The organism is Streptomyces sp. ICC1 (assembly GCF_003287935.1).
GTDB classification, from domain to species: domain Bacteria; phylum Actinomycetota; class Actinomycetes; order Streptomycetales; family Streptomycetaceae; genus Streptomyces; species Streptomyces tritrimontium.
On the sequence record NZ_CP030287.1, the window covers coordinates 8,620,058 to 8,634,229 of the forward strand.

General features: G+C 73.3%; 11 protein-coding genes and 4 pseudogenes. 9 read left to right on the forward strand and 6 right to left on the reverse strand.

Annotated features, from left to right (window positions below; translation table 11 throughout):
- Window positions 1-299: 299 nt before the first annotated feature.
- Entirely contained in the window at window positions 300-1,055 is a 756-nt protein-coding gene (locus DRB96_RS40430; RefSeq protein ID WP_112452838.1) for an MBL fold metallo-hydrolase, read from the forward strand.
- A gap of 51 nt (window positions 1,056-1,106) precedes the next feature.
- On the opposite strand, the gene DRB96_RS40435 is transcribed toward DRB96_RS40430, so the two are convergent.
- The 4 genes and pseudogenes from DRB96_RS40435 to DRB96_RS45585 form a co-directional block, all read right to left on the reverse strand.
- Window positions 1,107-1,829, reverse strand: coding sequence for a type I-E CRISPR-associated protein Cas6/Cse3/CasE (locus tag DRB96_RS40435; RefSeq protein ID WP_112452839.1), 723 nt, complete (start codon window positions 1,827-1,829; stop codon window positions 1,107-1,109).
- Complete coding sequence (gene cas5e, locus DRB96_RS40440) at window positions 1,826-2,677, reverse strand: type I-E CRISPR-associated protein Cas5/CasD (RefSeq protein WP_112452840.1); 852 nt, start codon at window positions 2,675-2,677, stop codon at window positions 1,826-1,828. Before cas5e ends, DRB96_RS40435 begins: the two co-directional genes overlap by 4 nt.
- Window positions 2,674-3,255, reverse strand: a complete 582-nt coding sequence (locus DRB96_RS40445; protein WP_239517833.1) for a type I-E CRISPR-associated protein Cas7/Cse4/CasC — start codon at window positions 3,253-3,255, stop codon at window positions 2,674-2,676. The genes cas5e and DRB96_RS40445 overlap by 4 nt, the downstream gene beginning before the upstream one ends.
- 132 nt (window positions 3,256-3,387) lie before the next feature.
- Window positions 3,388-3,477: pseudogene (locus DRB96_RS45585) on the reverse strand (type I-E CRISPR-associated protein Cas7/Cse4/CasC); the annotation flags it as partial.
- Between the two features lie 239 nt (window positions 3,478-3,716).
- Between DRB96_RS45585 and DRB96_RS43490 the strand changes: the two are divergent.
- Both DRB96_RS43490 and DRB96_RS40455 read left to right on the forward strand, forming a co-directional pair.
- Window positions 3,717-3,857, forward strand: a pseudogene (locus tag DRB96_RS43490) (DNA-binding response regulator); the annotation flags it as partial.
- 323 nt (window positions 3,858-4,180) lie between these two features.
- Entirely contained in the window at window positions 4,181-4,438 is a 258-nt protein-coding gene (locus DRB96_RS40455) for a hypothetical protein (protein ID WP_112452842.1), read from the forward strand.
- Here the strand turns inward: DRB96_RS40455 and DRB96_RS40460 are convergent.
- Window positions 4,425-4,787 (reverse strand): GPI anchored serine-threonine rich family protein, encoded by a 363-nt coding sequence (locus tag DRB96_RS40460; RefSeq protein WP_162688873.1) that lies wholly within the window; start codon window positions 4,785-4,787, stop codon window positions 4,425-4,427. The two genes, DRB96_RS40455 and DRB96_RS40460, sit on opposite strands and share 14 nt — an antisense overlap.
- Window positions 4,788-5,171: 384 nt before the next feature.
- Here DRB96_RS40460 and DRB96_RS40465 point away from each other — a divergent pair, with 384 nt between their 5' ends.
- Both DRB96_RS40465 and DRB96_RS40470 read left to right on the forward strand, forming a co-directional pair.
- Complete coding sequence (locus tag DRB96_RS40465; protein ID WP_112452844.1) at window positions 5,172-6,521, forward strand: discoidin domain-containing protein; 1,350 nt, start codon at window positions 5,172-5,174, stop codon at window positions 6,519-6,521.
- A pseudogene (locus DRB96_RS40470) lies at window positions 6,521-7,606 on the forward strand (MFS transporter); the annotation flags it as partial. The gene DRB96_RS40465 and the pseudogene DRB96_RS40470, both read left to right, overlap by 1 nt.
- A gap of 1,367 nt (window positions 7,607-8,973) precedes the next feature.
- On the opposite strand, the gene argG reads toward DRB96_RS40470, so the two are convergent.
- Window positions 8,974-10,422: an argininosuccinate synthase gene (argG, locus tag DRB96_RS40480; protein WP_112452845.1), complete on the reverse strand. Its 1,449-nt coding sequence runs from the start codon at window positions 10,420-10,422 to the stop codon at window positions 8,974-8,976.
- 133 nt (window positions 10,423-10,555) lie between these two features.
- Between argG and DRB96_RS40485 the strand changes: the two genes are divergently transcribed.
- The 4 genes and pseudogenes from DRB96_RS40485 (at window position 10,556) to era (ending at window position 14,113) form a co-directional block, all read left to right on the forward strand.
- Entirely contained in the window at window positions 10,556-11,281 is a 726-nt protein-coding gene (locus DRB96_RS40485) for a hypothetical protein (RefSeq protein WP_112452846.1), read from the forward strand.
- 13 nt (window positions 11,282-11,294) lie between these two features.
- Window positions 11,295-12,170, forward strand: coding sequence for a hypothetical protein (locus DRB96_RS40490; protein ID WP_112452847.1), 876 nt, complete (start codon window positions 11,295-11,297; stop codon window positions 12,168-12,170).
- Window positions 12,171-12,346: 176 nt separating this feature from the next.
- Window positions 12,347-12,658 (forward strand): annotated as a pseudogene (locus DRB96_RS45590) (DUF916 domain-containing protein); the annotation flags it as partial.
- A gap of 513 nt (window positions 12,659-13,171) precedes the next feature.
- The gene (gene era / locus DRB96_RS45595; protein WP_239516938.1) at window positions 13,172-14,113 is read left to right on the forward strand and encodes a GTPase Era; all 942 of its coding nucleotides are present in this window, start codon (window positions 13,172-13,174) and stop codon (window positions 14,111-14,113) included.
- Window positions 14,114-14,172 lie beyond the last annotated feature (59 nt).

Sequence of the window (14,172 nt, forward strand, 5' to 3'; positions counted from 1 at the left end):
AAAAAAAAAACATCATATGAATGAGAGCAACTTACCCCGTATTTTCTGAAAGAGCCTAATAATAGCGACAACGTGCCATAAGGCCCGAGCTAAAAATGACAGACCACAGCGACTAAGGCAGATGGGATCGCCGCACAACTCAGACAATGGCTGATACTAGCAGTAGACTCACCAATAAGGCTGCTGCCCGTGCGGGCACACCGGGGATCCGCCGGCAGTCCGGCGGATCCCCGGTGTGCCCGCACGGGCAGCAGCCGTCAGTCAGGCAGTCAGTCCGTCACCTCATGGAGGACGTCGCCATGTCCCGCACGAAGGTCATTCCCATCCCTGTCATGGGCCGCACGGCCATCAACGCCTACCTGCTCCTGGGCCGACGTCCGGTGATCGTCGACGCCGGGACGCCCGGCAGCGGCCAGAAGATCTACGACCGGATCACCGAGCACGGAGTGGACCCCCGCGAGGTCTCACTGATCGTCATCACCCACGGGCACATAGACCACTTCGGGTCCGCCGCCGCATTGCACCGCCTCACCGGCGCACCCGTCGCCGGCCACGTCGCGGACCTCGGGCCGTACCGCACCGGCCGGGTTCGCGAACCGTACCTGCCCACCGGCCCGATGGGCCGCATCATGGACCGGAGCAAAGACCTGCACGCGCGGGCCGAACCCCTCGAACCCGATGTGCTGATCCGCGGTGAGACTCCCCTGGAGGACTTCGGGATCGCAGCGCGCATCATGCCCACCCCCGGCCACACGGCCGGATCGGTCTCCGTCCTCACCGACGACGGAGACCTCATCGCCGGCGACCTGGTGGCCAACTCCTTCATGGGGCTCATCCCGGGCAAGCCGGCCAATCCCCCCTTCCACGACGACCCGCGGCAGAACCTCACCAGCCTTCGCGAAATGCTTGCCCTCAACCCCACCCGACTCCACGTCGGCCACGGCGCCCCGCTGGAACCCGACCGTGTCCGGCGCTGGGCCGACCGAGAGCACGGCCGCCTGTCCCGACTCGAAGCGGCCGGCCGGATCGCCACCCGCGCCGAGGACACGATGTGACCATCCGGCACGGGCACCGGAGGCCGAGGTCTCGTGCTCGGGGCCCCGATTTCAGCGGGTCAGGATGAGGCCGCAGCTGTAGGCGCGGGCGTGGCCGAGGCCTTGGGAGAGGGTTTCCACCAGGGCTTTCGGGTCGGTGACCGTGAGGGAGCCGCGGATTTCCGCGCGGGCGATGCGCAAGCCCTTGTGCGGGGCCGGGCTCGAGACCGTCGGCAGCATGCGGACGCCGAGGGCCGCCGGGTCGGCCGTGGCGCCGATGCGGACCAGGCCGCCTTCTGCCGTGGCGGGTTCGCCCTCCGCCTGGAGGCGGCGCAGGAACCAGTTCTTCACGTGCTCCGGATTGCTGTGCGGGACCCTGGCGCCGCGGGCCTTCTCCGAGACCGGCCGGCCCGACGGCTTGCTGCGGGTCGGGTTGATGACCGTACGGAAGCCGAGGACTTCGCCGGCCCGTACGGTGCGGTCGACCGTGAGGGTGTGCGGCGCCGAGGTGAGCGCGGCGCGCGGGACGCGGCTCCAGTCGCCCGGCACGCGGGACTGCACGACCAGGACGAGGGCCGCCGCCTTGAGGTCCACCGACCACGTGGACAGGACGCCCATCTGGGAGCGGGCGTCGGGGTCGCCGTCCTCGACCCAGCCGCGGAATCCGCTCATGACGGTGCGGTGCATCTCCTGCGCGTCGACGAGGGACTTGGCGACGTAGGGGTGGGTGGCGTCCAGGGTCAGGACGGAGTGGGTGGCGACGAAGCGGGCCGCCGTGACGCGTGTGGTGTTCAAGGGATGATGTCCCATTCGGTGGCGGTCGGGGCGATGGTGACGCGCGTACGGGTCTCCCAGCGCATGGAGTGGACCCGCCGCGCGGGGTCGAAGCTGACCGGCTGGTCGTTGACGGGGGAAGACCCGGGAGCTCCGGCGGGGGACTCGAGCCACGCCCAGGGGCGCCGCCGCGGTTCCGGGTCCGGGTCCGCACCCGGGCCGGGCAGGAGCCGCTTGGCGGCGAAGGCCTCGGCGAGGGTGCCCGGGAGGATGCCGGCGGCCAGGGTGCCCGAGGGCGGGCAGGACTTGCGGCCCAGCCACAGCAGTTGCTTCGGGTGCTCCAGGGCTTGGGCGAGCTCCGCGAGGAGGCTCCGGTCCTCGTGCTGGAGACCGGCGACGAAGGCGGCGTCCGACAGGTACCAGCGCTCGGTGATCAGCGCCGAACGGGCGAGCTCCGCGGAGACCAGGGCCCCGGAGACCGGATCGGCGGCGATCCTCTTGGGCGCCCCGTACCAGCCGGCCAGCTCGTGGTGGCCGAAGCCGGGGCCGGTGGCCGCCTCCATGCTCGCGGAGACGGCGGCCGCGCGCCGGTGGTCGGTGATGACGTCGCGCGGGCGCAGCGGATACCGGCCGGCGCCGACGGAGTGGTAGTCCCGTACGGGGGTCCCCGGATGGTCGGCGCGGACGCCGAAGACGAGTTCGGCCAGGTCGTCCACGGGGTCGGTGCGGTCGCGGCCGAGGGCCGCGGCGCACAGGCCGATGACGGCCGACTTGGTGGGCCGGCTGTGGGTGTCGCGGCGCGAGAAGCGGGAGACCGCTCCCCAGGACTGGAGGGGGGCGGCGAGGCGGACGAGGAGGACGTGCGTCATGTCGGAAGCCCCTCCCCCGTCAGCTCCCCTGTGTGCTCCCCCGTCAGCTCCTCCGTCGGGTCCTCCGTCGGGTCCTCCGGCGGCACGTCCTGTGTCAGACCCCCGACCGATGTCACCGGGGTCGCGCCGAGCTCCGGCAGCCCGGCGAGCAGGCCGTCGATCTGGGGGTCGTACGTGAGGAGGCGCCCGGCCCTGATGTCCTCGCGGCGGCCGCTGACGAAGACGTGGTGGGCCAGCAGCCGCCGCACCGCGGCGGGTCCGGCCGGGCCCTCGCCGCCCCTGCCCTCCGGGTTCTCGTCGACGGGCCGCTGGAAGGCGGCGGCGTAGCTGTACGGACGGTCGCCCTCGAAGGCGAGCACGAGGGCGGGCAGCGAACCGGTGGAGGCGGTGGAGTTGCGCTTCGCCTCGGGGAAGGCGTCGACGAAGGCGTTGACGAACTCCTCCTCGGCCGCGGCGGAGGCGTCCTCGGCCTCCTCTACGGTCATCCCGGCGGCCTGGAGGTTCCTGCGCAGCCGGACGCGGTCGAGCACGGCGTGCCGGTAGAAAGTGCCGGAGATCAGGGACTGGTAGCCGGTCATGCCGGCCCCGGAGTCGTCGGCCGCGTCGAGGAAGTCCAGGGCGGTCGGGGCCTTGAGGGCGTTCCTCTTGCGGTCGAGCTTGGCGTCGTCGGCGGCGGCGTAGAAGTCGTCGACCTGCTCGGCCTCGTGGACGGTGAAGGCGTGGCTGCTCTGGACGGCGCCGTCGACGTTGGGGGAATCGGCGATCTCCGCGAGGAAGCGGCCGTAGAGGGCGATGTCGATCGCCTCGCGCGGGGCGAGGGCGGCGAGGACCGCGGCGCGGGTCCCGGGCGGGCGGGGGGGGAGCGGCTTCTCCGCGGATGCCGTGCTCTCGTCGCCGGGGGGGGTTTCGCCCCGCTGTCGCCTTCCCTTCCCGGCCTTCGGCCCCGTGCCCCCTCGCGCCGCCCCCTTCCCTCTTCTTCCCCCGCGCCCACCTCCTCCCGCCGGTTTGGCGCTACGCCTCCCTCTTCAGCACCTGCCCGCTCCACTTGCACGTACGTCGTCAGCGCCCGCACCCCGGCCCCGAGCACCAGCCGCTGCTCGTTACCGTCCGCAACGTCGGTCACCGCTTCGTCACCCCGGAGCACGTCGAGCGGGCGGCGGCGGACGCCGCGGCCCACGCCGTCACGCTGCCGGCGACGTAGCTCTCCCCAGGGCACCGCGCGGCGCCGTCTCGTGTCACCCGTTCGGCCGACATCGCGGGACGATCGGCCGCGCACGGGCCGTCATCCCCCGTGACCTGCGGGGTCGTTGGCCGCCGGGTTGTGGCGTGTCCGCGACACGCCGGGTGGGCTCCACCGGTTCGGGGTGCGAGTCGCGGGGGCCTGTCGTGTGCTGGGCCGGAAGCGGACCGTCGGCGACCGAACTCGCCGACGGTCCGGGCGGGGCAGTGCGCACGGACAAGGGGGCAGACATGCCGGGTGGAAGCCGTCGGGGGCAACGGGCCATGGGGGCCTTGACCGTGGTCGCGGCGGCCGCGGGGATATGGCTGATCAGCGCCGACGACATACCGGGGCCGCCGCCCCGAACCTCCGACGGGCAGGGGCTCTTCTCCGCCCCGCGCCGGCTGCTCGGCGAACTGCGCGCGGAGCGGCCGCACCCGGCCGGGGCCGGGTCCGACCGCCTTCCCGGCCCCGCGCGGACCGCGCGACCCCACACGGGGCCGCTGCCCCGCACGGGGCCGCTGCCCATCAGCCGGCCGTGATGCGGAAGGCGGGGCTGTAGACGGCCATGGGGTCGTGCGAGGTGACCGCGATGGCGTAATTGCCCGCGGGAGTCAGGTTTTCGGGCACGGTGACGGTGAGGCCGAGGTCGGCGGGCTCGACGTCGGTGGCCAGGACGGCGAGGTCCTCGGAGACGCGCGAGCCGTCGACCCGGACGAGGGCGATGTCCATGGGGTGCCCGGTGAGGCCGACGAGGCGCCAGCCGATCCGCACCCGGTCGCCGGGAGCCCAGACGGTGTCCGCCCCGGGGGTGACGACCAGGACGGAGTCCGCGTCGAGGAGCACGGCGGCGTCGGGGCGGCTGAGGGCGCGGTTGACGCGCCGGAGCACGTCCTTCGCGCGGCGGATGACGCTGATGGGAATCGACCTCTTTCAGGGCCCGGCGGGTCATGGCGTGGCGCCCGTGCCCCCAGGGGGTGTTTGCGACACAGCACTAGATGCCCGTGAAGCCCCGTTCGTTCCCGATCCGGCCGACGGATTCCGGGTCGGTGAGCTCGCAACAGACGCCCCCCAGACCACTGGTAGGAAAGTTTCCTGTTTGCTAGCATCCCGGTTCGGCGGCTTGGCGCGGTGCCCCGTGTCGTGGGCATGACGCGCTCAGCGAGAGCTCTGACCCGGCCGCTGCGGCACCGCCTCCTGCCCGCACACGGGCCGGGTCGCGGGGTCGCGCACCCGTGCCAGCTCTCGCCACCCACAAAGGCCAGGGAGTCAGGAATGAGCCTGAGCACCCCACGCACCCCCCGAATCACCGCACCACGCCGCACGGTGGGCGTGGTCGTCACCGCCGTACTCCTCCTCGTCGGCGGGCTGTTGCTCGCCTACCCCGAACGGGCAGGCGCCGCCGCCGACCCCCTCATCTCGCGCGGCAAGCCCGCCACCGCGTCCTCCAGCGAGAGCTCCGCCCTCGGACCGCAGAAGGCCTTCGACGGTGACGCGGCCAGCCGCTGGGCGAGCGCGGAGGGCAAGGACCCGCAGTGGATACGGGTCGACCTCGGCGCCACCGCCGACGTGACCCGCGTCCGGCTCAGCTGGGAGGCCGCGTACGCCAAGGTCTACCGGGTCGAGATCTCGGCCGACGGCTCCACCTGGACCCGCCTCGCCAACGAGACGGCCGGCAACGGCGGCACCGACGACTGGACCGGCCTGTCCGGCAAGGGCCGGTACCTGCGCGTGTACGGGACCGCCCGCGGCACCGCCTACGGCTACTCGCTGCACGAGGTCGAGGCGTACGGCACCCTCGGCGGCGGCGAGCCCCCGCAGACCGGCGCGTTCACCGTGGTGGCCGCCGGCGACATCGCCGCGCAGTGCACCGCTTCCGACAGCGCCTGCGCACACCCCAAGACCGCCGCGCGGGCCCAGCAGATCAACCCGAAGTTCTACCTGACGATGGGTGACAACCAGTACGACGACGCCCGGATCGCCGACTTCCGCAACTACTACGACAAGTCCTGGGGCGCCTTCAAGGACAAGACCCGCCCGGTCCCGGGCAACCACGAGACGTACGACCCCGCCGGACCGCTCGCCGGCTACAAGGCGTACTTCGGGGCGGTCGCCTACCCGCAGGGCAAGAGCTACTACAGCTTCGACGAGGGCAACTGGCACTTCATCGCCCTCGACTCCAACTCCTTCGACCAGAAGGCCCAGATCGACTGGCTGAAGGCCGACCTCGCCGCGAACGGCAAGTCCTGCATCGCCGCGTACTGGCACCACCCGCTGTTCTCTTCGGGCGGCCACGGCAACGACCCGGTCAGCAAGCCCGTCTGGAACATCCTGTACGGCGCCAAGGCCGACCTCGTGCTGAACGGGCACGACCACCACTACGAGCGGTTCGCCCCGCAGGACCCGAGCGGCAAGGCCGTCTCCGACGGGATCACCGAGATCGTCGGCGGCATGGGCGGCGCCGATCCCTACGACATCGAGACCGTCCAGCCCAACAGCCAGAAGCGGATCAGCGGCCAGTACGGGGTCCTGAAGATGGACTTCACGGACTCGGGCTACAGCTGGAGCTACGTCGGCGCCGACGGCAGCGTCAAGGACACCAGCCCGAAGTACACCTGCCACTGATGTACCTGGCGACCACAGGCCGCCGGGACACGCCGGCCCCACCCCGTTCCCACGGGGAGGGCCGGCGCGTTCCCGGCACCGTCCTGGCACTCGGCACGGTCAGCCTCGTCACCGACGTCTCCTCCGAGATGGTCACGGCGGTGCTGCCGCTCTACCTCGTCCTCGGACTCGGTCTCTCACCCCTCCAATTCGGCTTCCTGGACGGCCTGCTGGGCGGTGGCGCCGCGGTCGTCCGGCTGCTCGGCGGGCACTTCGCCGACCGCGGCCACCGGTACAAGCGCGTCGCCGGGATCGGCTACGCCCTCTCCGCGTGCTCCCGGCTCGGCCTGCTGCTCGCCGGCGGCGCCACCGCCGGGATCACGGCGGCCCTGGCCGCCGACCGGGTCGGCAAGGGCATCCGTACGGCGCCGCGCGACGCGCTGATCACCCTGAGCAGCCACCCCGACGCGCTCGGCCGGTCCTTCGGCGTGCACCGGGCCATGGACACCGCCGGCGCCCTGCTCGGTCCGCTCGCCGCCTTCGCCCTGCTCTGGGCCACCGCCGGCGCGTACGACGCGGTGTTCTTCGTGAGCTTCTGCGTCGGACTGCTCGGCGTCCTGCTCCTCGTCCTCTACGTTCCCGGGCGCCACCCGGCACCGCTCTCGGGCCCGGCCGCTCCCGAGCCCGCCGGCAGACCGTCCGGGGCGTTCGCGGCGCTGCGCGATCCCGCCTTCCGGCGGATCCTCGCGGCCGCCGCCCTGCTCGGCGCCGCCACCATCGGCGACGCCTTCCTCTACCTCCTGCTCCAGCGTCGGCTCGGGCTCTCCCCCGCCTGGTTCCCCCTGCTGCCGCTCGGCGCGGCGGCGGGCTACCTGCTGCTCGCGGTCCCGGTCGGCCGGCTCGCGGACCGGATCGGGCGGCGGCTGCCCTTCCTCTGCGGGCACCTCGCGCTGCTCGGGGCCTACCTCGTCCTGCTCGCGCCGGCCGGCGGCCCGGCCCCGCTCGTCCTCGTGCCCGTGCTCGCCCTGCTCGGCGTCTTCTACGCCTGCACCGACGGGGTGCTGATGGCCCTCGCCGGACCGGTGCTCCCCGCCGCGGGCAGGGCGGGCAGGTCCACGGCCACCCGTACCGGCACGGTCCGGCGCCCCGGCCCCCGGGAAGACGCCGGGCACCCCGACCCCCGAGAGGCGGACCGGATGACCACGACGCCGACCACGAGGCCGATCACTGAGCCGCCCACGAAGCCGGCCGGGCCCGGGCTCCCGCTCGGCCGCGGCGCCCGCACCGCCGTCGTGGCGGCCGCGCTCGTGCTCCTGACGGGCGGATCCGTCGGGTACGCCCTGCACGCCGGGGACCGGGGGGACGGCCGGCCGGGCTCCGCGGCCGCCGACGCCTCCTTCACCCTCGACGGACCCGCCCTGTACTTCCGGGACTCCGCCACCGGGCGCGTCGCGCACCGGCCGCTGGCGGCGGACCCGGGCGGCGCCGCCGCCACGGCCTCCGGCGGCCCCGCCTGCGACCGGTTCCACACCGCCGGGGACAGCGCCCTGTGCCTGCGCGCCGAGCCCGGGGTGCTGCCGAAGACGTACGCCCTCGTCCTCGACCGGCAGTTGCGCGAGGTGCGCCGGATCAGCGTGCCGGGCGTGCCCACCCGGGCCCGGGTGTCCGCCTCCGGGCAGATGCTGGCCTGGACGGTCTTCGCCACCGGCGACTCGTACGCCACGAGCGCCTTCTCCACGCGGACCGCCGTCCTGGACCTGCGCACCGGCTACCTGGTCAAGTCCATCGAGGAGATCCCCCTCACCCTCGACGGCGAGCGCTACCACGCACCCGACGTCAACTACTGGGGGGTGAGCTTCGCCCGCGACGACGACCGCTTCTACGCGACCGTGTCGACCAAGGGGCGGACGTACCTCGTCGAGGGGAGCATGAAGGACTGGTCGGCCAAGACGCTGCGGCAGAACGTCGAATGCCCGTCCCTGTCGCCCGACGGCACCCGGGTCGCCTTCAAGAAGAAGGTGTCCGACGACCCGTCCGACCCCTGGCGGCTGTACGTCCTCGACCTGCGGACCATGGCCGAGACCCCGCTCGCCGAGACGCGCGGCCTCGACGACCAGGCGGCCTGGCTGGACGACGGTACGGTCGCCTACGCGCTGCCGGGCGCGGACGGACGCCCCAGCGACATCTGGACGGTCCCCGCGGACGGCTCGGGCGCACCCCGGCTGGCCGTCGCGGGCGGCTCGTCGCCATCGGCCCGCGACGGAGGGGGTTGACCCGCGAAGCCGGTCTCTTCCCGGATCTCCGAGGCGTCGCCGGCGTGGCGTCGCATCGTCGAAGCCCTGGACCACCGCGTCGAGCGGCGCCGAACCGCCGGGCACGACGGCTGAGTCCGGCGATCGGCCGCCACCGGAAACGGGCCGGCGCACCGTGGATCGGTGCGCCGGCCCGGCACTCTGACGGTCGCTCACACCGACTAGTCGGTGCCGAACTCCATGGCGGCGCGGTCCAGCAGTTCTTCGTCGCCGGAGACCTCGCCGCGCGAGGCGATGGCCTCGGCGCCGCCCTCGGGCATGGCGCCGATCAGCCCGGTGCCGGGCGCCTGGGCGACGCCGACCAGCTCGGGGTGGGCGGTGCCGACGATGCCGAGGCTGGCGTACTGCTCCAGCCGCGCGCGCGAGTCGGCGATGTCGAGGTTGCGCATGGTCAGCTGGCCGATCCGGTCCACCGGGCCGAACGCCGAGTCCTCGGTGCGCTCCATCGACAGCTTGTCCGGGTGGTAGCTGAAGGCGGGGCCGGTGGTGTTGAGGATCGAGTAGTCCTCGCCGCGCCGCAGCCGCAGGGTGACCTCGCCGGTGACGGCCGAGCCGACCCAGCGCTGCAGGGACTCGCGGACCATCAGCGCCTGCGGGTCCAGCCAGCGGCCCTCGTACATGAGCCGGCCGAGGCGACGGCCCTCGTTGTGGTACTGGGCGAGGGTGTCCTCGTTGTGGATGGCGTTGACGAGGCGCTCGTACGCGGCGTGCAGCAGCGCCAGGCCGGGGGCCTCGTAGATGCCGCGGCTCTTGGCCTCGATGATCCGGTTCTCGATCTGGTCCGACATGCCCAGGCCGTGGCGGCCGCCGATGGCATTCGCCTCCATCACCAGGTCGACGGCGGAGGCGAACTCCTTGCCGTCGATGGTGACCGGGCGGCCCTGCTCGAAGCCGATGGTCACGTCCTCGGTGGCGATCTCCACCGAGGGGTCCCAGAACCGGACGCCCATGATCGGCTCCACGGTCTCCACGCCGGTGTCGAGGTGCTCCAGCGTCTTGGCCTCGTGGGTGGCGCCCCAGATGTTGGCGTCGGTCGAGTAGGCCTTCTCGGTGCTGTCGCGGTAGGGCAGCTCGTGGGCGACCAGCCACTCCGACATCTCCTTGCGGCCGCCGAGCTCGGTGACGAAGTCGGCGTCGAGCCACGGCTTGTAGATGCGCAGGTGGGGATTGGCCAGCAGACCGTAGCGGTAGAACCGCTCGATGTCGTTGCCCTTGAAGGTCGAGCCGTCGCCCCAGATCTGGACGCCGTCCTCGAGCATCGCCCGGACCAGCAGCGTGCCGGTGACGGCGCGGCCGAGCGGGGTGGTGTTGAAGTAGGCGCGACCGCCCGAGCGGATGTGGAACGCGCCGCAGGCGAGTGCGGCCAGGCCCTCCTCGACGAGCGCCGCCCGGCAGTCGACCAGGCGCGCGATCTCGGCGCCGTAGGCCTTCGCGCGGCCGGGCACCGAAGCGATGTCGGGCTCGTCGTACTGGCCGATGTCGGCGGTGTAGGTGCACGGAACGGCACCCTTGTCGCGCATCCACGCGACCGCGACGGAGGTGTCGAGGCCGCCGGAGAAGGCGATGCCGACGTGCTCGCCGACGGGCAGAGAGGTGAGAACCTTAGACATGGGAAGAGTATGCACCGGAACACATGTTTATGCAAAATCGCGTTCCGAAGCGTTATCCGCCATCCGGTCCCGGGACCGGCCGGCGCCCGTGTGACCATGGCTTTCCGTCGAAGCCGCACCTCATGGGGGGACCATGCGCACCCGTACCACCGCCGCCCCGACCGGTCTTGCCGCCGCGCTCGCGGCGGTGCTCCTCCTGGCCGGCTGCACCGCCTCCGGCGGGACCCCGAAGGGCGGGGCGGGCGGCGCGGCCGGTTCGGCCGCCGCTTCCGCCGCGCCGGCGCCCGGCGGCGGACCGGCGTACGAGGGCCCCCGGCCGCAGGACCAGAACCTGCTGGCCTGGACCGGCGACCCGGGTGACGCGGGGCACGTCACCGCCCAGACCGCCGCCGGGGTGGGCGGCCGGGTGACGCTGGTCCGGATCGTCCTGCGCGAGCGGATCACCTGGTCCGCCATCTGGCTGGGGCTGGCCGGCATCGACCCGAACGCCCAGCTCTCCCGCTGCCAGCTCGGCGTCTACGACGCGGACGGCACCCTGGTCGCCTCCACGGCCGACGTGTCCCCGCAGCTGATGACCGAGGCGGTGGCCAAACCGCTGCCCCTGGCCAAGCCCTTCACCGCCGAGCCCGGCACCTACTTCATCGCCCTCCTCCTCAACGGCAGCTGGGCCACCAACGCCCTCACCCTCAAGGCCACGGGCGCCGGGATCTCGGTGAACGCGGGGCTGGCTCCCCCGGGCCTGCGCTACAGCACGGTCCTGACCGGCCAGAGCTCCCTGCCGGCCCGCGTGAACCTCGCCGAGCAGTCCACGAGCACGATCAACACCGGCTGGGGCAGCCAGTGGTACGCGATCTCCTGACCCCCTGACCCCCTTGACCCCTGTCCCTTATCAACATCTTACCCTGCCGACTACCTACTCTTCCCCGGCCCCGTCCGCGACGCAGACCCCGGCCCCGCCCGCGGTCGCGCAGCGGATCACCGCGACCCCGCTCGCGACGGCCAACCTGCGCTCGGTCGCGCTCGGCACGGCCGCCGGCGGACCGGGCGCCAAGGTCAAGGCCACCGGCACCGGATTCGCCCCCGGTGCGACCGTGACCGTGGCCGGCCGGGCGGGCGCGGCCGAGACCGCCGACCGGGTGACGGCCAAGGCCGACGAGCTGGGCGTGGTCCTGGCGGAGCTCCCGGTCGCGGACCGGGCGACCACCGCCGTCGTCGCGTACGAGGGCGCGGCCTGGTCGCCCGCCCGCGGCTCCGGACCGGCCGCCTACACGGTGATCGAGGCCGCCGCGATGCCGCCCGGGACCCAGAAGGTGACGGCCGTCGTGGAGGCGGGCGCGCTGGGCCTGACCCAGGAGGGCGCGGCCGTGACCCTGGGCGCCGTCCCGTACGGGGAGGGCGGCGCGGCGGCCGGCCGGATCGGCACCGTCACCGTCAAGGACGCGCGCGGCGGGCCGGCGGGGTGGACGCTGATCGGCAAGGTCACCGATTTCACGGGCACCGGCGGGGTCCGCCTCCCGGGCGCCTCCCTGAGCTGGACCCCGTCGTGCTCGGCCGCCCCCGGCAGCCTCAGTGCGTGTACGCCGGGCAGCGCGGGCACGGTGGGCCCGGACGGGGCGGTGCTGGCCTCCACGGGCGACGGCGCGCTCACCGGGGGCACCTTCACGATCGACGCGGCCGTCGCCCTCCAGGTCCCCCCGTACACCCCGCCGGGCGCCTACACCGCGGTGCTGACGCTGACCTTGTCGTGACCCGGCACCGGGCCGCCGCCGGGCCGGTCCGGCCCGCCCTCGGTCTCCTCCTCGCAATCCGGCCCGCCCTCCGACTCCGGCTCGTCCTCGGTCTCGCTCTCGGTCTCGCCCTCGGACTCGGGCTCCTGCTCGGTGGCGCCGGACCCGCGGCCGCCGCCGACAACGGGCAGTGGTCCGTGCTGCCCGCCGCCAACAAGCTCGGGCAGCGCCCGTACTTCTACCTCGCCGCCGCCCCGGGCCAGAGCGTCACCGACTCCGTCACCGTCGCCAACCGCACCGACCGGCCCCGCAGTTTCCGCCTCTACGCCGCCGACGCGTACAACACCGCCCGCGACGGCGGCTTCGCCCTGCGCGGCCCCGACGAGCCGCGCACCGCCACCGCCGCCTGGGCGAAGCTCGAGCGGGACCGGGTCACCGTCCCGGCGAGGTCGGCCCTCAACGTCGGGTTCACCCTCGCGGTCCCCGACCGGGCCGAGCCCGGGGACCACCCCGGAGCCATCGTCGCCCTGGAGGACCGGCCGGCCGGCACGGCCGTGCAGGGGCTGGGGGTGCAGCAGGCCGTCGCCGCCCGGGTCTACCTGAGGGTCACCGGGCCCACCGCCCCCGCCCTGGCCGTCGAGGACCTCCGCACCGTCCGTCGCGGCGCCGCCGGCGCGGAGGTCTCGTACACGCTCCGCAACCTCGGCAACGTCACCCTGCGCCCCCGCGCCGTCCTCACCGTCACCGGCGCCCTCGGCCGGCCGCTGCTCTCCCGGACCCTCACCGGGGTCCCCGCCGAGCTCCTGCCCGGGCAGCAGGTCCGGCTCCGCGCCCGGTGGGAGGACCCGCCCGCGCTCGAATGGGCCGAGGTCGCGGTCGCGGCCGGGGCCGGGGAGACCGGCGACCGGGCCGCCGTCGGACACGCCGCGCACCCCGCGCTGAACGGCCTGCTCGCGGCCGCTCTCGCCCTCGTGGCGGCGGCCTGGTCGGCGCTGGGAGCCGCATCGGGGAGAATGGCCCGTATGAGCGATCGTTCCCCCGAGACCACCAGCCCGCACCGTGCGGGCTTCGCCTGCTTCGTCGGCCGTCCCAATGCGGGGAAGTCGACCCTGACCAACGCGCTCGTGGGTACCAAGGTCGCGATCACCTCCAACCGGCCGCAGACCACCCGCCACACGGTCCGCGGCATCGTGCACCGCCCCGACGCACAGCTCGTCCTGGTCGACACGCCCGGCCTGCACAAGCCGCGCACCCTGCTCGGCGAGCGGCTCAACGACGTCGTGCGCGCGACCTGGTCCGAAGTCGACGTGATCGGCTTCTGCCTGCCCGCCGACCAGAAGCTCGGCCCCGGCGACAAGTTCATCGTCAAGGAGCTCGCGGGGATCAAGAAGACCCCCAAGATCGCCATCATCACCAAGACCGACCTCGTCGAGTCCAAGGTGGTGGGCGAGCAGCTCATCGCCGTGCACCAGCTCGCCGAGGAGCTGGGCTTCCAGTGGGCCGAGATCGTCCCCGTCTCGGCGGTCGGCGACACCCAGATCCAGCTGCTGGCGGACCTGATCGCGCCGATGCTGCCGAAGAGCCCGCCGCTGTACCCCGAGGGCGACCTCACGGACGAGCCCGAGATGGTGATGGTCGCGGAGCTGATCCGCGAGGCCGCGCTGGAAGGCGTACGGGACGAGCTCCCGCACTCCATCGCCGTCGTCGTCGAGGAGATGATCCCCCGGGAGAACCGCCCGGCGGACCGCCCGCTGCTGGACATCCACGCGAACCTCTACATCGAGCGGCCGAGCCAGAAGGGCATCATCATCGGCCCGAAGGGCGCCCGCCTGAAGGAGGTCGGGATGAAGTCGCGCAAGCACATCGAGGCGCTGCTCGGCACCCCGGTCTTCCTCGACCTGCACGTGAAGGTCGCCAAGGACTGGCAGCGCGACCCCAAGCAGCTCCGCAAGCTCGGCTTCTAGCCCGTCCGGACCGGGCGCGGCCCTCGGCGGACGGAGTCCGGCGCAGCGACCCGAAGCCC